Consider the following 17,666-nt stretch of genomic DNA (forward strand, 5'->3'; position numbering starts at 1 on the left):
GCCGCATTTCTCAGAGGCCGAAAGGTTGGGTTGGGTCAGAGGCAAAGTCGGATCAGGGCCAAAGCCGGATCAGGGAAGGATTTCGGCCAGCTCGATGAGGTTGCCGAACGGATCGCAGAAGAAAGCGAGACGGCGGCTGATGGCCGGCAGTTCGAACGGCTCGGTGACAATCTTGACCCCACGGGCTCGCAGTTCCTCGACGGTGGCGTCGACGCTTGCAACGCTCAGGCAGAAATGGTGGTAGCCGGCATAGGCAAGGCTGTCGCCGAGATCGGTATAGGGCCGCACGTCGCGGGGCGAAGGTTCTCCGCCGCCGAGGATCTCCACATAGAAGTGGTCGTCAGTCGCGGGCGCCATATAGGCGAGCTGCTCGTCGGCATAGGCCCATTCGGCAACGACGCGGAAGTCGAGCTTTTCGATATACCAGCGCTTGGCGGTCTCGAGGTCCGGCGTGCGGACCGCGACGTGATGCCCGTGCATGTCGGAGAAGGGCGATGCGGTATTCTTTGCGGGAGAAATGAAATCGGCCATTGTAGTCTCTCCTTTTGGTTGAGCCGGCAATTCCGTCGGCTTGCGAGGAGAAATCTGGACCTTTTTCATCGCTTCGATTAGATCGGTAATAATCTCATCAATCATGAACAGGGCTCAGCAATGCGTGCAGCCGACCTTTCGGAACTTGCAGCCTTCGATGCGGTCGCGAGGCACCGCAACTTTCGAAAGGCGAGCGAAGAGCGTGGCGTGACGGCCTCGGCAATCAGCCATGCCGTCAGCAGTCTCGAAGCCCGTGTCGGCATTCGCCTTCTCAACCGCACGACCCGAAGCGTTTCCCTGACGGATGCTGGTGAGAACCTGTTCGCGCATCTGTCGCCGGCCTTCGGCGATATCGGATCGGCACTCGATGCGCTCAACAATTTTCGCGATACGCCATTCGGCAAGGTGCGTATCAACGCCCCGAACTCGGTCGCGCCCTTCATCTTCCGCTCGGTCATCGGCAAGCTGATCGAGGAAAACCCCAAGCTGGAACTGGAGATCGTCGCGACCGACCGGCTGGTCGATATTGCGGCGGAAGGGTTCGATGCCGGCATACGCCTTGGCGAAAGCCTGCGCGACGGGATGACCGCGGTGAAGATCAAGCCGAGGCTGCATCTGACCGTCGTCGGCTCGCCGGCCTATTTCGAGAAACGCCCCATTCCGCGATCGCCGGAAGAGTTGCGCAGCCATGTCTGCATTCGCAACCTCTATCCCAGCGGCAAGGCCTATCCGTGGGAGTTCAGCCGCGCAGGCAAGATCATCGAGTTCTGGCCCACCGGCCCGCTATCCCTGGACGACCACGAGTTGATGGTCGAGGCGGCGCTCTCCGGCGTCACTCTCGCCTGCGTCTGGGAGGAACGTGCGCGGCCATTCATCGCCGATGGCAGGCTCATCGAATGCCTTGCCTCGTGGACGGCGCCGGAAGACTGGCTCTATATCTATTATCCCACCCGCAAATACCTCTCCGCCGGGCTTCGTGCAGTGATCGAGACGCTGCGCGTATAAGGCCTATCCGGCATTCCGCCGCAAAACTCTGTGCAGGGAACCGGTTTCTTCCCATCCGGCCTTTCCCGGCCGAGTAAAACCGTTAGGATCGGCCTTCCCTTCTTTCCGGATGCTTGCGGCGACCTAATTTAGCGACATGACAGATTTCGATAGCGACGACATTTCCCTCGATGAGTTCGACATTGCACCTGTGCGGCTGACCGTCGATCTCGGCGCACTTGCCGACAACTGGCGGGAAATGGCGAGGCGCTGCGGTCCGGTCAGCACCGCGGCCGTGGTGAAGGCTGATGCCTACGGGCTTGGGCTGGAGGATTGCGGCACCGCTCTCTACGAGGCCGGCGCGCGCGATTTCTTCGTCGCCGTCGCGCAGGAGGGTGCTACGCTACGCACCTATGCGCCCGATGCCCGCATCTATGTGCTTTCCGGCATCTGGCCCGGTCAGGAACGTCTCTTCTTCGACCATGATCTCGTGCCGGTCCTCGCTTCGGAAGAGCAGCTCGCCTTCTGGATGGCGGTTACCGCCGAGCATGGCGATCACCCCTGTGCGCTACAGATCGATACCGGCTTCAACCGGCTGGGCCTGCCGCTCGAGGATGCGGTCGCATTCGCCGACGACGTCTCGCGGCCAGCGAGCTTTTCACCTGTTCTCGTTATGTCGCACCTGCATAGCGGCGACAATGCCGCTTCGCCGCTCAATCGGGCACAGCTTGAATCCTTTCAACAGGTTGCCGCAGCCTTCGAAGGTATTCCGACAAGTCTCGCGGCCTCCGGCGGCATCTTTCTCGGCCCCGAATACCATTTCAACCTGACCCGCCCCGGCATCGCCGTCTATGGCGGCGAGGCGGTCAACGGCATGAAGGCGCTGAAACCGGTGGCCAAGGCAGAGGCGCGCATCCTGCAGATCCGCGAAGCACCGTCCGGCTCCACGGTCAGTTACGGGGCAACACACCAGCTTTCGCGCAACAGCCGGCTGGCCGTCGTGTCCGTCGGCTATGCGGATGGCTATCCGCGCTCGCTCTCCGGCTCCGGCGTCCCGATCCGCGCCGGCGGTACACCCGGCGCTTACGGCTTTGTCGGCAATACCCGCGTGCCGGTGATTGGCCGCGTCACCATGGACCTCACCATCTTCGACGTGACGGATGTGCCGGACGGCGATGTCCGCGTCGGCGACTATGTGGAACTCTTCGGCCCGAATATCCCGGTCGACGACGTGGCACGCGCCGCCGGCACGATCGGCTACGAACTGCTGACCGGCCTCGGGCTGCGTTACGAACGCCGGTATATCTATCCGGACGATTGATCCTCGCCCCTTGCCATCCGCCCTTAACTTCGATTAGAAACAAAATGTTCCGCCTTTGTTCCTTAGCGGACGTGAATGATATTCGAGGCGGCATTCCACTCCATGGCAAAAACCAAAACCCAATTTGTGTGCCAGAACTGCGGCACGGTGCACAGCCGCTGGGCCGGCAAGTGCGATGGCTGCGGCGAGTGGAACACGATCGTCGAGGAAGACCCGATGGGCGGCATCGGCGGTGGCCCAGGCAAGGCGCCGAAGAAAGGCCGGGCAGTGGCGCTGACCTCGCTGTCCGGCGAGACCGAACAGGCGCCGCGCATCCATACCGGCATTTCGGAACTTGACCGGGCGACCGGCGGCGGCTTCGTGCGCGGCTCGGCGGTGCTGATCGGCGGCGATCCCGGCATCGGCAAGTCGACCCTGCTGATGCAGGCTGCGGCCGCCCTCTCCCGTCGTGGACACCGGATCATCTATGTCTCGGGCGAGGAGGCCGTTGCCCAGGTGCGACTGCGCGCCCAGCGCCTCGGCGCCGCCGATAGCGACGTGCTGCTTGCAGCCGAAACCAATGTCGAGGACATCCTCGCCACCATCTCGGAAGGCAAGCGCCCGGATCTCGTCATCATCGATTCGATCCAGACGCTGTGGAGCGATACCGCCGACAGTGCACCCGGCACCGTCACCCAGGTGCGGACCGGCGTGCAGGCCATGATCCGTTTTGCCAAGCAGACGGGTGCCGCTATGGTTCTCGTCGGTCACGTTACCAAGGAAGGCCAGATCGCCGGGCCGCGCGTGGTCGAGCACATGGTCGATGCCGTCCTTTATTTCGAAGGCGACCGCGGCCATCACTATCGTATCCTCAGGACGGTGAAGAACCGCTTCGGCCCGACCGACGAGATCGGCGTGTTCGAAATGTCCGACAAGGGTTTGCGCGACGTCTCCAACCCGTCCGAGCTCTTCCTCGGCGAACGCAATGCCAAGTCGCCGGGAGCCGCGGTCTTTGCCGGCATGGAGGGCACGCGTCCGGTCCTCGTCGAGGTCCAGGCGCTTGTGGCGCCAACCTCGCTCGGCACGCCGCGCCGCGCGGTGGTCGGTTGGGACAGTTCCCGTCTCGCAATGATTCTAGCCGTGCTCGAAGCCCATTGCGGCGTGCGGCTGGGCCAACACGATGTCTATCTCAATGTCGCCGGCGGCTATCGCATCTCCGAACCGGCGGCCGACCTTGCGATCGCGTCCGCCCTCGTCTCGTCGCTTGCCGGCGCAGCCCTTCCCGCCGACCATGTTTATTTCGGCGAGATCAGCCTGTCGGGCGCCGTTCGTCCGGTGTCGCAGACTTCGCAACGGCTGAAGGAAGCGGAAAAGCTCGGCTTTGCCGGCGCACTTCTGCCGGCCAGTTCCGCCGAACTGCCTAAGGGCGGTGCCCGATGGACGGAGGTGGAGGATTTGCCGGATCTCGTTTCCCGCATCGCCGGATCGGCAAAGAAGCTGGGGAAAGGCCACGAAAATGGCAGCGAAGATGATTGATCTTCCGTTAATGGCTTGGCTGATGTAAGACACTGCGCCCAATACTGAATTGCCGGGCGGCCGAATGCTGGCGGAAGTGTCGGTTTAAGGCATCAGGTGTGGAACGGCAGGTTCTGGAGTAGAGTTTACATGCCCATCACGATTTTCGACGGTGTTGTCATCGGCGTCACCCTGTTTTCGGCGGTGCTCGCCATGGTTCGCGGTTTCTCCCGCGAGGTGCTGTCGATCGCCAGCTGGGCTGGTTCGGTTGCCGCCGCCTACTATCTTTACCCGCTGCTGGTTCCCTATGCGGAGAAATACACCTCCGATCACCGCATCGCGATCGCTGCGTCGGCAGGCATCATCTTCCTGCTGGCGTTGATCGTCATCTCCTTCATCACATCTCGCATCGCCGATTTCATCATCGACAGCCGCATCGGCGCGCTGGACCGCACGCTCGGCTTCCTGTTCGGTGCCGCCCGCGGCATTCTGCTGCTGGTCATCGGCGTCGCGTTCTGGAACTGGCTGGTGCCGGTGCAGTCGCAGCCGGCCTGGGTCACGCAGGCGAAGTCGAAGCCTTTCCTCGACACTCTGGTCGCGCGTCTGGAAGCCGTTCTTCCCGATGATGTGGAGCCGCAGATCCGCGCGCGCATCATGGGCAAGGAAGAGGCGCCTGCCAACCCTGCGGCCGATCCGGTACCGGGGCAGGAACTGCCGCCGGTCGGTGACGCACCTACAACAAATAATTGACGCAGTGTTGCGCTTGATGCAGCGCTAATCGTCACCATTTGTGGTAACATTCGAAATCAGATAAAGAGCGGGCTGGCTCCGGGGATGTTTCCCCGGCCGGCCTTTCCATTTTCCGAAAGGGCACGGGCTCACAATGGACCAGTCGGCTTCGCAGACATTCGACGTCAAACTCTCCAACGAATGGGAGGATGACACGCTTCACGAAGAGTGCGGCGTGTTCGGCATTCTCGGCCATTCGGATGCAGCGACACTGACGGCGCTCGGGCTTCACGCCCTGCAGCATCGCGGCCAGGAAGCGGCCGGCATCGTCTCCTTCGATGGCCTGCGATTCCATTCGGAGCGCCGCATGGGCCTGGTCGGCGACCACTATACCGACCCGGCAACGCTCGCGAAGCTGCCCGGCAATATCGCCATCGGCCATAATCGTTATTCGACGACCGGCGAAGTGGCTCTGCGTAACGTCCAGCCGCTGTTTGCCGAACTCGAAGTCGGCGGCATCGCGATCGCCCATAACGGCAATTTCACCAACGGCCTGACGATGCGCCGCCAGCTGATTGCAGGTGGCGCCATCTGTCAGTCGACGTCGGATACCGAAGTCGTCCTGCACCTCATCGCCCGCTCGCGTTATTCCTCCACCGCCGACCGCTTCATCGACGCGATCCGTCAGATGGAAGGTGGCTATTCGATGCTGGCGATCACCCGCACCAAGCTGATCGCCGCCCGCGATCCCACCGGCATCCGTCCGCTGGTCATGGGCGAGCTCGACGGCAAGCCCATCTTCGCGTCGGAAACCTGCGCACTCGACATCATCGGCGCCAAGTTCGTGCGCGATGTCGAAAACGGCGAAGTCATCATCTGCGAGATCCAGCCGGACGGCTCGATCTCCATCGACGCCCGCAAGGCCGGCAACGGCCAGCCGGAGCGCCTCTGCCTGTTCGAATATGTCTATTTCGCCCGTCCCGATTCTGTCGTCGGCGGCCGCTCGGTCTATGTCGCGCGCAAGAACATGGGCATCAACCTCGCCAAGGAAGCTCCGGTCGACGCCGACGTCGTCGTGCCGGTTCCGGACGGCGGCACGCCGGCAGCACTCGGTTACGCGCAGGAAAGCGGCATTCCGTTCGAATACGGCATCATCCGCAATCACTATGTCGGCCGTACCTTCATCGAGCCGACGCAGCAGATTCGCGCCTTCGGCGTCAAGCTGAAGCATTCCGCCAACCGGGCGATGATCGAAGGCAAGCGCGTCGTGCTGGTCGACGATTCGGTCGTGCGCGGCACCACGTCGCTGAAGATCGTGCAGATGATCCGCGATGCCGGCGCCAGGGAAGTGCACCTGCGCGTCGCGAGCCCGATGATCTATTATCCTGACTTCTACGGCATCGACACACCGGACCGGGAAAAGCTGCTGGCAAACCAGTACGACAGCCTGGAAGCCATGTGCAAATATATCGGCTGCGACACGCTGGAATTCCTGTCGATCAACGGCCTCTACCGCGCCGTCGGCGGCGAGGACCGTAACAACGCACGCCCGCAGTTCACCGACCACTATTTCACCGGCGACTACCCGACCCGTCTTCTCGACAAGGACGGCGAGGCTGTCGGCCGCAAGGTCTCGCTGCTCGCCAGCAACGGGTAAGCTCCTGCGACGGGATAACCCGTTCCCAACCGGTAGCAAAAGCTTTAGAAGGCTGCGGAAACGCGGCCTTCTTTTTTGGGCGGCCTTAAAAACGGGAACGGGAAGAGAGCATGACCATCGATCTCAAAGGCAGGATTGCGCTGGTAACCGGCGCCTCGCGCGGTATCGGCTATTTCACGGCACTTGAACTTGCCAAGGCCGGCGCGCATGTGATTGCGACCGCCCGTACGGTGGGCGGGCTGGAAGAGCTCGATGATGCCATCCAAGCTGCCGGCGGCTCCGCCACGCTGGTGCCCTTCGATCTGTCCGACATGGAAGCGATCGATCGTCTCGGCGCCTCGATCTTCGAGCGCTGGGGCAAGCTCGACATTCTCGTCGCCAATGCCGGCATTCTCGGCGTCATCGCGCCCGTCGCCCATGTGGAGGCCAAGATCTTCGAGCGGGTAATGACGACCAATGTCACTTCCATGTGGCGGCTGATCCGTTCGCTGGAACCGCTGCTCGTCAAGTCCGATGCCGGCCGCGCGCTTCTTCTCTCCTCCGGCGTCGCCACTAATCCGCGTGCCTTCTGGGGCGCCTATGCCATGTCCAAGGCCGCCGTCGAGACGATGGGCCGGATCTGGGCCGAAGAAATGGCCCATACCCCGCTCAAGATCAACATGGTTAACCCAGGCGCCACCCGCACTGCGATGCGCGCTCAGGCAATGCCGGGCGAAGATCCAGAAACCCTGCCGCATCCTTCCGAGATCGCCCAGAAAATCCTGCCGCTTGTCTGTCCCGACATGACCGAAAGCGGCCGCCTGTTCCTCGTGCGCGAAAACCGCTTCGTCGACTACCAGGTGCCAGCATAGCTCCTGTCCTCATCAGCGCTTTCGGCATGACTTTGGCCGCGGCTCCGCTAGTTTGACCATAATCTGTCACTGCGGAGCCAGCCCTTGTTGCTAGAACATCTGATTGCGCAATATGGCGTTCTCGCCGTATTCCTTGGCGCTGCCTTCGAAGGCGAAACTGCCGTTTTTCTCGGCGGAGTCTTTGCCCATCGGCATTTTCTGGCATGGTGGGAAGCAGCGGCGGCGGCAACCTTCGGCTCGTTTGCCGCCGACCAGGCATGGTTCTTCGCCGGCCGCTATGCGAACCGGTTCGCCTTCGTCCAGCGTTTTCTCAAGATGGATGCGGCCGCCAAGGTCAGCCGTCTGGCCGAAGCACATCCGAGCGGCTTCATCCTGTCGTTCCGCTTCATCTATGGCATGCGGACGGTGAGCCCAGTCCTGATCGGCCTGTCGGCTGTCCCTGCCCTGCGTTTCGTTCTGCTAAACTTCATCGCGGCCGTCATCTGGGGCGTTCTGATCACGTCGATCGGCTACCTATTCGGCCATGCGGTAGAGGCGCTGTTCGGGCGCTTGAGACTGCACATGCACCTGTTGATCATGCTGGTGCCGATCGCCGTTGCAGTCGTGCTCGCGGCCTTTGCGTCGCGCCGGTGGGTACATCACAGGCTGAACACCATTTCCGCGCCTCAGAGGCAGGAAAATCAACCGCAATGAGGGGTGCCGAAGAAAGCTCAGCCTTCAGCTAGCCGCACATGGGTGTCTACCACCCGTTCCAGCAGCAGGTCCTCGTCGCGAATGCCGAGTTGGTAGAAGCGAATGGCCATGGCCGCCAATCGCACGGCGGCAGGGTCATGCGGCGACCGGCCCGTCAATCCGCGGGCAATCTGGTAAATATGCGCCAGCTTCCTGAGCTCGTGCGGCTCAAGGGGAGTACCAACGAAAGTGGGTCTTGGGTTCATGCCAGCCTCGGACCGTTCATCAGTTTTCACTAATATGTCGAATCACTGAAAGCCCGCCAAGCGCTGCCGGGAAGATTGCTTAACCGAAGATTAAACCGCGGGTTTAACCCACAAGGAATTGCGCTCGTCCATCGACCATCCACCCTTGACCAAATCGGCGGCCCGCGCCATAAACCTTGCCATGAACACGGCGATTTCCATTTGTGGGAAAATTATCCGCTAGCGCTTGGCGCTGGTCCGGCCGTTTTCGTCTCTCGAAAAGCCTTGAAGACAAACGCTCCGGTCCGGTACCGGTCGATGCATGCCGTTTACAGGTTGGGAGAATTTTTCGATGAGCGTCACGCTCAAGCTATACAATACCTTGAACCGCGAGAAGACGGCCTTCCAGCCGATCGATGCCGACAACGTGCGTATGTATGTCTGCGGCCCGACGGTCTATGACTTCGCCCACATCGGCAATGCCCGCCCGGTCATCGTGTTCGACGTGCTGTTCCGGCTGCTGCGCCATGTCTATGGCGACGCCAAGGTGACCTATGCGCGCAACATCACCGACGTCGACGACAAGATCAACGCTCGCGCCCTTCGGGATTTCCCACACCTGCCGCTCAACGACGCGATCCATGCGGTGACGGAAAAGACGGCGAAGCAGTTTCATGAGGACGTGGCGGCTCTCGGCTGCCTCGAGCCGACCGTCGAGCCGCGCGCCACCGACAATATCGCCCAGATGATCGACATCATCGAGAAGCTGATCGCCCGCGGCCATGCCTATGTGGCGGAAGGCGAAGTGCTGTTCGACACCAAGTCGATGAGCGATTACGGCCAGCTTTCCAAGCGCCCGCTCGACGAGCAGCAGGCCGGCGCCCGCGTTGCCGTCGATGCCCACAAGAAGAACCCGGGCGACTTCGTGCTGTGGAAACTTTCCTCTCACAACGAGCCCGGCTGGGACAGCCCCTGGGGTCGCGGCCGACCGGGCTGGCATATCGAATGCTCGGCCATGAGCCAGCGCTATCTCGGCGAGGTCTTCGACATCCATGGCGGCGGACTGGATCTGATCTTCCCGCATCATGAAAACGAGATCGCCCAGTCGCGCTGCGCCCATGGCACGCAGGTCATGGCGAACATCTGGATGCATAACGGCTTCGTGCAGGTCGAAGGCCGCAAGATGTCGAAGTCGGAAGGCAATTTCACCACCATCAACCAGCTTCTTGCGACCGACACGTTCGGCGGCCGCCAGTGGCCGGGCGAGGTGCTGCGCCTTGCCATGCTGATGACCCATTATCGCGAGCCGATCGATTTTTCGATCAAGCGTCTGGAAGAGGCAGAGCGCCTTCTCGCCAAATGGCCGGCAGTCGATCTGTCCGAGATCCCCGCGGATACGACCCCCTGCCCCATCGTGATCGATGCGCTGGCCGATGACCTGAACACGGTCGCCGCCGTGCAGCGCATCCACGCATTGGCGCAAGAGGCTAATGTCGACAGAACGCTGGTGCCTATGTTCGCCGCCAGTGCCGCCCTTCTCGGCATTCTCCCGAAGAAGACCGAGATCGACGAGGCTCTGGCCAATGCGGTCGACGCCCTGGTGGCCATGCGGCTTGAAATGCTGAAGGCGAAGAATTTCGCAGAAGCCGACAAGATCCGCGACGAACTCTCGGCCAAGGGTATACAGCTGAAGGACGGCAAGGATGCCGCGAGCGGCGAGCGGGTGACGACCTGGGAGGTCAAGCGGTAACGCTTGCCGCTCCCGGGTGGCCGGCCCTATGGTGCAACGACAAGGCGATGGAGGAAGACATGGGTGCAGAGCGTCACGTAAAATTCTTCCGCAACGGCAGTTCCCAGGCGGTCGTCATCCCGGCCGAATTCGAGATGGCCGGCGAAGAAGCCGTCATGCGCAAGGAAGGTGATCGGCTCGTCATCGAGCCGGTCGAGAAGAAAAGTGATCTTCGCGAGTGGCTGGCGAGCATCGAGCCCTGGGATGAGGATTTCCCGGATGTTGACGAAGATCAGCCACCGATGAAAGAGACCGACATCTTCAAGGATGCCGACCGGTGACACAGGGCTGGCGCTACATGCTCGATACGAACATTGCGTCGGAAATGATCCGTCATCCGAATGGCGTTGTAGCCGAGCGTCTTCTCGATATCGAATCTGAGTGCTGCATCAGCGCGCTCGTCGCATCGGAGCTTCGCTACGGCGCGGAAAAGAGAGGGTCGGTGCGGCTTTCCGGACTTGTAGCCGCCCTCCTCCACAGGCTTTCGGTCGTGCCCTATGAGGATAGTTCTGCGGTTCATTATGCGGATATTCGCACCGATCTCACGGCCAAGGGAACACCGATTGGCCCCGTCGACCTCTTCATAGCGGCCCATGCACGTTCCCTCGATCTCACGCTCGTTACCAACAACGTTCGCGAATTCTCCCGCGTCGACGGTCTGAAGGTCGAGAACTGGCTGCACGAGGAACCTGCTCCATGACCACTCTCCACACCGGCGGGTGCCAGTGCGGTGCCGTGCGTTACCGGGCGGAAGGCGCGTTCGGTTTCCCGCATGTCTGCCATTGCCGCATGTGCCAGAAGGCGGCGGGGAGCTATTTCATGCCGTTCGGCGGCGTCATGCGTGAGAATTTTACGCTTACCCGCGGCGAGCCGGCGTGGTTCCAGTCTTCGGAGACGGTGCGGCGCGGGTTCTGCGCCGAGTGCGGCACCCCCCTGTTTTATGATGGCGGGGCGGATCACATTAGCATCACGCTCGGCTCGCTTGACGAGCCTGCAAGCGTGAAACCCGAGATGCGGACGAACCTCGCGCGCAAGATGCCCTGGTTCGGCGAGCTGGACGCTCTCCATCATGACGGCAGCTTCGACATGAAACCTGAAGACGAGGCAGCGATCGCGCAGAGCAGCCGCCAACACCCCGATCACGATACCGAAATCTGGCCGCTGGCTCAGGCCGCATCTCAGCCGAAGGAGCGGACGTGACCCACCACCTTCATACCGGCGGTTGCCAGTGCGGCGCGATCCGCTTCCGCATCGAGGGCAAGCCCGGCCAGTCGTCGATCTGCCACTGTCGCATGTGCCAGAAGGCCTTCGGCGCCTATTACGCGCCACTCGTCTCGACCCGTGGCGCCGCCTTCACCTGGACGCGCGGTGAACCGAAATACTTCCATTCGTCCAATCACGTGCGCCGCGGCTTCTGCGACAATTGCGGCACGCCGCTGACCTACGAGGCGGCGGACGGGCTGGCGATTTCGGCGGGTGCGCTGGACGATCCGTCGAGCCTGCCACCCTCGATGCAATACGGCGTCGAGGCCAAGGTGCCGTTCGTCGATCATCTCGGCGCACTGCCTTCGCATCACACGATGGACGATATCGCGGAAGCCCCTTTCCTCGCCGATATCGTCTCGAACCAGCATCCCGACCACGACACCGAGACGTGGCAACCTGTTGCCGCCGGCGGCGGCGGCGCCCCTGTTTCAGCCAGCAAGGAGGACAATGCATGACGGAAATGACGAGACCGGCACACGAGAGAACCGGCGGCTGCCAGTGCGGCGCCGTGCGCTTCAGGATCCGCGGTGAACTCGGCCGCGCCTCGATCTGCCATTGCCGCATGTGCCAGAAGGCCTTCGGCGGCTTTTTCGGCCCGCTCGTCACGGCTCCTCGCGACGGCGTTGAGTGGACCCGCGGCGAACCGAGATATTTCCAGTCTTCCGTCAATATCGATCGCGGGTTCTGCGAGAACTGCGGCACACCTCTGACCTATCGCACGCCGAGCACGCTCGACATCGCCATCGGTGCCTTCGACGAGCGCGACGATCTCGCACCGAAGGTTCAGGTGAACCACCATTTCCGGCTTCCCTGGATCGAAACGATCTTCGATGCGCCCGTGCATGGTGATCCGGACTACTATTCCAAGCAGGAACAGATCATCTCCTTCCAGCATCCAGACCACGACACCGAAAACTGGCCCGAGAAAGGCTTGCATCTGTGATGACAACCGAAGTTCTGCGTACGCTCTATCCCGCAACCACGGCCTATGACGCAGGCGCGCTCGATGTCGGCGACGGCCATGTGATCAATTGGGAACGCCACGGCACGAAGGGCGCCAAGCCTGTCGTGTTCCTGCATGGCGGCCCGGGCGGCGGTATCACGCCGATCCAGTCGCGCCTGTTCGATCCCCTGCTCTACGACATTCTACTGTTCGACCAGCGCGGCTGCGGAAAATCGACGCCCTATGCCAGCCTCGACAACAACACAACCTGGGATCTTGTTGCCGATATCGAGCGGCTGCGCGAAATGGTCGGTGTCGAGAAATGGCAGGTCTTCGGCGGATCCTGGGGCTCGACGCTGGCGCTTGCCTATGCCGAGACCCATCCCGAGCGCGTGACGGAGCTTCTGCTACGCGGCGTCTATACCTTCACCAAGGCCGAACTCAGCTGGTACTATCAGTTCGGCGTCTCGGAAATGTTCCCGGATGCGTGGGAGGCCTTCGTTGCGCCCATTCCCGAAGACGAACGCCACGAGATGATGCTCGCCTATCACCGCCGGCTTACGGTCGCCGACAAGGTCGAGCAGATCCGCTGCGCCAAGGCGTGGAGCACCTGGGAAGGCTCGACCATCACCCTCCTGCCCGATCCGGCAATGACGGCCGGCTTCGGCGAGGACCATTATGCACTCGCCTTCGCTCGCATCGAGAACCACTATTTCGTCAATGCCGGCTGGCTGGATGAAGGCCAGCTGTTGCGCGATGCGACGAAGCTGAAAGGCATTCCCGGCGTCATCGTCCACGGCCGCTACGACATGCCCTGCCCGCTGAAATATGCCTGGCAGCTCTCGAAGGTGTGGACCGACGCCGATTTCCACATCGTCGAGGGCGCGGGTCACGCGGTTTCGGAGCCTGGGATTACTGATCAGTTGATCCGCGCGACGGATCGGTTTGCGGGGAAGAGTTAACCCAACCCGGCGGAACGGTGAGGAGGAGAGATGAGTGAGCACTTGAGCGGCGGCTGCCAATGCGGCGCCGTCCGCTATTCCGTCCAGGGAGAGATTGCCGAGCGTGCCATCTGTCACTGCCGCATGTGCCAGAAGGCCGTCGGCTCGATCGTCTGGCCGTTCCTCACCGCCAGGGTGGAGGACGTCATGTGGACGCGTGGCCGGCCCGCTCTCTATCGGAGTTCGGCGGCCGGCGAGCGTGGCTTTTGCGGCACCTGCGGCACACCGCTCAGCTTCCAGCCCGTCGGCGGTAGCGAAATAGACCTGTCGATCGGCAGCCTCGACGATCCGTCCGCCATCAAGCCCGACCACCAGTATTTCACCGGCACCCGCATGCCCTGGTTCCACGAACTCGCCAGCCTGCCGGAAAAGGCAAGTTCCGCGTCGCCCGACGATATCGAACGGCGGCGCCCCTTTCAGCATCCCGACCACGACACGACAGAATGGCCAAGACCATGACCCGCGCCCCGATCACCAGAGACCGCATCCACCTCTTCGACACTACTCTTCGCGACGGGCAGCAGACGCCCGGCGTCGACTTTTCCGTCGAGGACAAGATCGCGATTTCGGCGATGCTCGACGAATTCGGCTTCGACTATATCGAGGGTGGATATCCCGGCGCCAACCCGACCGACACCGCCTTCTTCAGCCAGAAACGGACCAGACGGGCAAAATTCGTCGCCTTCGGCATGACCAAGCGGGCCGGCATTTCCGCCTCCAACGATCCGGGGCTCGCCACGCTTCTACAGGCAAAGAGCGATGCCGTCTGTTTCGTCGCCAAGAGCTGGGATTACCATGTCGCCGTCGCGCTTGGCTGCACAAACGAGGAAAACCTCGAATCCATCCGCGACAGCGTCGAAGCCGCCAAGGCTGCGGGCAAGGAGCCGCTCGTCGACTGCGAACATTTCTTCGACGGATACAAGGCCAATCCGGACTACGCGCTTGCCTGCGCCCGCACGGCTTACGAAGCGGGCGCCCGCTGGGTGGTTCTCTGCGACACCAATGGCGGCACGCAGCCGAACGAGATCCGCGAGATCGTCGCCTCTGTCATCGCATCCGGCATTCTGGGCACAGCGCTCGGCATCCACGCCCATGACGATACCGGCCAGGCCGTCGCCAATTCGCTGGCGGCGATCGAAGCCGGCTGTCGGCAGGTACAGGGCACGCTGAACGGCATCGGCGAGCGCTGCGGCAATGCCAACCTGATCACGCTGATCGCCACGCTCTGTCTCAAGGAGGCCTATGCCTCCCGCTTCGAGACCGCCATCGATCCGGATCGGCTTACCGGGCTGACGCGCCTGTCCCATTCCTTCGACGAACTGCTCAACCGCTCGCCCAACCATCAAACGCCCTATGTCGGCGCATCCGCCTTCGCCACCAAGGCCGGCATCCATGCCTCGGCGCTCTTGAAAGACCCGCGCACCTACGAGCATGTGACGCCGGAGAGTGTGGGCAATTTCCGCAAGGTCATGGTCTCGGATCAGGGTGGCAAGTCCAACTTCATCAATGCCCTGAAGCGGCGCGGCATCGAGGTCGCCAAGGACGATCCGAAGCTCGACAAGCTGATCTCGATCGTCAAGGAACGCGAGGCATCGGGTTATGCCTATGAAGGCGCCGATGCCAGCTTCGAACTGCTCGCCCGCCGCACGCTCGGCGTCATCCCGGATTTCTTCGACGTCGACGGTTTTCGGGTCATGGTGGAGCGCCGCTTCGACAGCTTCGGCCGGGTGAAGACCGTATCGGAAGCCGTCGTCCGCATCGTCATCGACGGCGAGCAGCATATGTCGGTGGCCGAAGGCGACGGACCGGTCAACGCGCTCGACCTGGCGCTGCGAAAGGATTTCGGCAAATACCAGAACGAGATCGACGATCTCGTGCTCGCAGACTTCAAGGTGCGCATCCTCAACGGCGGCACCGAGGCGATCACCCGCGTCCTGATCGAATCCACCGATTCGAGCGGTGTTCGCTGGTGGACCGTCGGCGTGTCGGAGAACATCATCGACGCCTCGTTCCAGGCGCTGATGGATTCGGTCATCTACAAGCTGATGAAGAACCGGCAACTGGCAGGAAAGATCGCGGCGGAGTGAGCCCCACCGCGATCCAGTCATTGCGAGATAGGGTTCACTTCGTGGCGATCGAACGGTCAAGGAAATCCTGGATCAACGGCGCCATCTCGTCCAGCTTGTCCTCCAGGGCGAAATGGCCGGTGTCTAGGATGTGCAGTTCGGCTTCCGGAAGATCCTTCAGATAGGGGTGAGCACCCTCCTCCGGAAATATCTTGTCGTTTTTGCCCCAGACGATCAGGGTCGGGGGCTTGCGCTCGCGGAAGAAGGCCTGGAACTGCGGGTAGAGCGGCACATTGGTGCGATAGTCGTAGAACAGGTCGAGCTGGATGTCGTTATTGCCGGGCCGGTCGAGCAGCGCCTGGTCCTGCGTCCAGTTGTCGGGGCTGATGCGGGTGAGGTCCTTGACGCCGTCGGTATATTGGAACTTGGTGATATCCAGCGTAAAGAGCTTCAGGAGCGCCTTGCGATCCTCGTCCGAACCGCTCTTCCAGTAGGTCTTGATCGGATCCCAGAATTCCCTCAGGCCCTCGTCATAGGCGTTGCCGTTCTGCACGATCATCGCCGTGACGCGGTCGGGATGCTTGAGCGCCAGCCGGAAGCCGACCGGTGCGCCGTAGTCCATCACATACATGGCGTAGCGGCTCACGCCGAGCTTGGTGACGAGCGCATCGACCATGTCGGTATAGTGGCCGAACGAATACTGGAACGCCTTGTGGTCGGGCGCGTCGCTGTAGCCGAAGCCCGGATAGTCAGGTGCAATCACATGGTAACGGTAGGCGAGCAGCGGAATGAGATTGCGGAACATGTGCGACGACGTCGGAAAACCATGCAGCAGCAGGACGACCGGGCCGTCCTTGGGGCCGGCTTCGCGGTAGAACATGTCCACGCCATCAATGTCGGCGGTGTGGTAATGCACCGTCACGGGCGCCGGGGGCGCCTCTTCGACCACGTCGGCAGCCGCCGCGGTTCCAGCAAAAGGCATGACGCCGGCAAGCAGAAGGGCCAGCACAAGAATTGGTCGTTTCATCCCGTTTCTCCTTATCGATTGGCTATAAAAATTGACATTTGGGCTTTGACGATAACCGTTGGTTCGCCCGCGTGAATGCGCAAAAGGCGAAAGGAAGAATTGCGCATTGCGGAATAAACCTGATCATAAATCACATGTTTACTGGCGCCATGCACTCCTCTGCGGCATGGCCACGCACCTCCTTCCGGGCATCAGTTGATCAACGGATTCTGACGCAGTCTCTCGACTGCGAGGTCGACGAAGGCGCGCACCTTGGCGGGTGCATGGCGGCCTTCCGTATGAACGACATGGACTGGCAGCGGCTCTTCCTCGTGATCCGCCAGCACGACTTTGAGGCGCCCAATGCTGATGGCCGGCGCCACCTGATAGGAGAGAAGCCGGGTCAGCCCCCATCCGCCCTCCGCCGCCGCCATTGCGCTTTCATTCGTGTTGCAGAACAGCAGCGGATGGACGTTGACGCTGGTCTTGTCCTTCCGCCCAAAGCGCCATTCCAGCGATGTCCATGCGGCCGTGGAGGCGATGATGCGGTGCTGGGCAAGTTCGGCCGGAACGCTGGGGGTCCCGTGCTTTTCCATATAGGCCGGTGCGCCGCAGATAATCCGGCGGATCGAGCCGACCTTGATGGCACTCTGGCCGGAATCCTGCAGATGACCGATCCGGACCGCCACGTCGACACCTTCCTCGATCATGTTGACGATCCGGTCGACGAACAGGCTGCGTCCGGTCACCGAAGGGTAGCGATCGAGATATTCGAGCATGATCGGCAGGACATGCTCCTGACCGAACATGGCCGAGCCGGTCACGGTCAACGTTCCACCGGGATTGGCGTAGACGCCTGCTGCCGAAGCCTCCGCTTCGGCAATGTCGGAGAGGATGCGGCGGCAGTCCTCGTAGTAGCGGCAGCCGGCCTCCGTCAGCTTGACGGTGCGTGTCGTGCGCGACAGAAGCCTGGTGCCGATCAGCGCCTCCATCGCCGAGACCGCCCGTGTCACTGCCGGCGGGCTCATGTGAAGCTGCCGCCCAGCATCGGCGAAACTGCCCGTCTCGGCCACCTTGACGAAGGTCTTCATCGCATGCCAGCGATCCATGT

At 62.0% G+C, this 17,666-nt stretch carries 20 protein-coding genes; 16 read left to right on the forward strand and 4 right to left on the reverse strand.

The features are described 5' to 3' along the window. Positions 1–69: 69 nt before the first annotated feature. Complete coding sequence (locus BM216_RS26535; RefSeq protein ID WP_093002272.1) at positions 70–531, reverse strand: VOC family protein; 462 nt, start codon at positions 529–531, stop codon at positions 70–72. 120 nt (positions 532–651) lie between these two features. On the opposite strand from BM216_RS26535, the gene BM216_RS26540 reads away from it, so the two are divergent. From BM216_RS26540 to BM216_RS26570, 7 genes are all read left to right on the forward strand, one after another. Beyond that, the gene (locus BM216_RS26540) at positions 652–1,536 is read left to right on the forward strand and encodes a LysR family transcriptional regulator (protein WP_093002274.1); all 885 of its coding nucleotides are present in this window, start codon (positions 652–654) and stop codon (positions 1,534–1,536) included. 136 nt (positions 1,537–1,672) lie between these two features. After that, positions 1,673–2,836: an alanine racemase gene (gene alr, locus BM216_RS26545; protein ID WP_093002276.1), complete on the forward strand. Its 1,164-nt coding sequence runs from the start codon at positions 1,673–1,675 to the stop codon at positions 2,834–2,836. A 102-nt stretch (positions 2,837–2,938) separates the two neighbouring features. Continuing rightward, positions 2,939–4,351: a DNA repair protein RadA gene (gene radA, locus BM216_RS26550; protein ID WP_093002477.1), complete on the forward strand. Its 1,413-nt coding sequence runs from the start codon at positions 2,939–2,941 to the stop codon at positions 4,349–4,351. A 129-nt stretch (positions 4,352–4,480) separates the two neighbouring features. After that, on the forward strand, positions 4,481–5,080 hold the full coding sequence (locus BM216_RS26555) for a CvpA family protein (protein WP_093002278.1): 600 nt from the start codon (positions 4,481–4,483) through the stop codon (positions 5,078–5,080). Between the two features lie 133 nt (positions 5,081–5,213). After that, a complete protein-coding gene (gene purF / locus BM216_RS26560; RefSeq protein WP_093002280.1) occupies positions 5,214–6,716 on the forward strand; it encodes an amidophosphoribosyltransferase in 1,503 nt (500 codons plus the stop codon). 110 nt (positions 6,717–6,826) lie between these two features. Beyond that, on the forward strand, positions 6,827–7,567 hold the full coding sequence (locus BM216_RS26565; protein WP_093002282.1) for an SDR family NAD(P)-dependent oxidoreductase: 741 nt from the start codon (positions 6,827–6,829) through the stop codon (positions 7,565–7,567). Positions 7,568–7,651: 84 nt separating this feature from the next. Further along, entirely contained in the window at positions 7,652–8,260 is a 609-nt protein-coding gene (locus BM216_RS26570; protein WP_093002284.1) for a DedA family protein, read from the forward strand. A 17-nt stretch (positions 8,261–8,277) separates the two neighbouring features. On the opposite strand, the gene BM216_RS26575 is transcribed toward BM216_RS26570, so the two are convergent. Then, entirely contained in the window at positions 8,278–8,505 is a 228-nt protein-coding gene (locus BM216_RS26575; protein WP_093002286.1) for a hypothetical protein, read from the reverse strand. Positions 8,506–8,836: 331 nt separating this feature from the next. Between BM216_RS26575 and cysS the strand changes: the two genes are divergently transcribed. From cysS to cimA, 9 genes are read left to right on the forward strand one after another with little or no spacing between them, the layout of a single operon-like run. Next, a complete protein-coding gene (gene cysS / locus BM216_RS26580) occupies positions 8,837–10,234 on the forward strand; it encodes a cysteine--tRNA ligase (RefSeq protein ID WP_093002288.1) in 1,398 nt (465 codons plus the stop codon). Between the two features lie 59 nt (positions 10,235–10,293). Continuing rightward, a complete protein-coding gene (locus BM216_RS26585) occupies positions 10,294–10,554 on the forward strand; it encodes an antitoxin (protein ID WP_093002290.1) in 261 nt (86 codons plus the stop codon). Beyond that, complete coding sequence (locus tag BM216_RS26590; RefSeq protein ID WP_244530348.1) at positions 10,551–10,973, forward strand: type II toxin-antitoxin system VapC family toxin; 423 nt, start codon at positions 10,551–10,553, stop codon at positions 10,971–10,973. Before BM216_RS26585 ends, BM216_RS26590 begins: the two co-directional genes overlap by 4 nt. Continuing rightward, positions 10,970–11,473: a GFA family protein gene (locus tag BM216_RS26595; protein WP_093002292.1), complete on the forward strand. Its 504-nt coding sequence runs from the start codon at positions 10,970–10,972 to the stop codon at positions 11,471–11,473. Before BM216_RS26590 ends, BM216_RS26595 begins: the two co-directional genes overlap by 4 nt. Then, entirely contained in the window at positions 11,470–11,994 is a 525-nt protein-coding gene (locus BM216_RS26600; protein WP_093002294.1) for a GFA family protein, read from the forward strand. Before BM216_RS26595 ends, BM216_RS26600 begins: the two co-directional genes overlap by 4 nt. Then, on the forward strand, positions 11,991–12,482 hold the full coding sequence (locus BM216_RS26605; RefSeq protein WP_177230925.1) for a GFA family protein: 492 nt from the start codon (positions 11,991–11,993) through the stop codon (positions 12,480–12,482). The genes BM216_RS26600 and BM216_RS26605 overlap by 4 nt, the downstream gene beginning before the upstream one ends. Beyond that, positions 12,482–13,444 (forward strand): prolyl aminopeptidase, encoded by a 963-nt coding sequence (gene pip / locus BM216_RS26610; RefSeq protein WP_093002296.1) that lies wholly within the window; start codon positions 12,482–12,484, stop codon positions 13,442–13,444. Before BM216_RS26605 ends, pip begins: the two co-directional genes overlap by 1 nt. 30 nt (positions 13,445–13,474) lie before the next feature. Next, positions 13,475–13,942, forward strand: a complete 468-nt coding sequence (locus BM216_RS26615) for a GFA family protein (RefSeq protein ID WP_093002298.1) — start codon at positions 13,475–13,477, stop codon at positions 13,940–13,942. Positions 13,943–13,953: 11 nt separating this feature from the next. Further along, positions 13,954–15,570, forward strand: coding sequence for a citramalate synthase (cimA, locus tag BM216_RS26620; RefSeq protein ID WP_093002483.1), 1,617 nt, complete (start codon positions 13,954–13,956; stop codon positions 15,568–15,570). A 34-nt stretch (positions 15,571–15,604) separates the two neighbouring features. On the opposite strand, the gene BM216_RS26625 is transcribed toward cimA, so the two are convergent. Beyond that, positions 15,605–16,576: an alpha/beta fold hydrolase gene (locus BM216_RS26625; protein ID WP_093002300.1), complete on the reverse strand. Its 972-nt coding sequence runs from the start codon at positions 16,574–16,576 to the stop codon at positions 15,605–15,607. A gap of 191 nt (positions 16,577–16,767) precedes the next feature. Next, positions 16,768–17,664: a LysR family transcriptional regulator gene (locus BM216_RS26630; protein WP_093002302.1), complete on the reverse strand. Its 897-nt coding sequence runs from the start codon at positions 17,662–17,664 to the stop codon at positions 16,768–16,770. Between the last annotated feature and the right edge of the window lie 2 nt (positions 17,665–17,666).

It is taken from the genome of Rhizobium sp. NFR07, assembly GCF_900111905.1.
In the GTDB taxonomy this organism is placed as follows: domain Bacteria; phylum Pseudomonadota; class Alphaproteobacteria; order Rhizobiales; family Rhizobiaceae; genus Neorhizobium.

Coding starts and splice junctions, on each gene's coding strand:
- BM216_RS26585 (WP_093002290.1), top strand. CDS start 10,294: ATGGGTGCAGAGCGTCACGTAAAATTCTTCCGCAACGGCAGTTCCCAG.
- BM216_RS26630 (WP_093002302.1), bottom strand. CDS start 17,664: ATGGATCGCTGGCATGCGATGAAGACCTTCGTCAAGGTGGCCGAGACG.
- pip (WP_093002296.1), top strand. CDS start 12,482: ATGACAACCGAAGTTCTGCGTACGCTCTATCCCGCAACCACGGCCTAT.
- BM216_RS26535 (WP_093002272.1), bottom strand. CDS start 531: ATGGCCGATTTCATTTCTCCCGCAAAGAATACCGCATCGCCCTTCTCC.
- BM216_RS26625 (WP_093002300.1), bottom strand. CDS start 16,576: ATGAAACGACCAATTCTTGTGCTGGCCCTTCTGCTTGCCGGCGTCATG.
- radA (WP_093002477.1), top strand. CDS start 2,939: ATGGCAAAAACCAAAACCCAATTTGTGTGCCAGAACTGCGGCACGGTG.
- BM216_RS26565 (WP_093002282.1), top strand. CDS start 6,827: ATGACCATCGATCTCAAAGGCAGGATTGCGCTGGTAACCGGCGCCTCG.
- BM216_RS26555 (WP_093002278.1), top strand. CDS start 4,481: ATGCCCATCACGATTTTCGACGGTGTTGTCATCGGCGTCACCCTGTTT.
- alr (WP_093002276.1), top strand. CDS start 1,673: ATGACAGATTTCGATAGCGACGACATTTCCCTCGATGAGTTCGACATT.
- BM216_RS26575 (WP_093002286.1), bottom strand. CDS start 8,505: ATGAACCCAAGACCCACTTTCGTTGGTACTCCCCTTGAGCCGCACGAG.
- purF (WP_093002280.1), top strand. CDS start 5,214: ATGGACCAGTCGGCTTCGCAGACATTCGACGTCAAACTCTCCAACGAA.
- BM216_RS26595 (WP_093002292.1), top strand. CDS start 10,970: ATGACCACTCTCCACACCGGCGGGTGCCAGTGCGGTGCCGTGCGTTAC.
- cysS (WP_093002288.1), top strand. CDS start 8,837: ATGAGCGTCACGCTCAAGCTATACAATACCTTGAACCGCGAGAAGACG.
- BM216_RS26615 (WP_093002298.1), top strand. CDS start 13,475: ATGAGTGAGCACTTGAGCGGCGGCTGCCAATGCGGCGCCGTCCGCTAT.
- BM216_RS26540 (WP_093002274.1), top strand. CDS start 652: ATGCGTGCAGCCGACCTTTCGGAACTTGCAGCCTTCGATGCGGTCGCG.
- BM216_RS26605 (WP_177230925.1), top strand. CDS start 11,991: ATGACGGAAATGACGAGACCGGCACACGAGAGAACCGGCGGCTGCCAG.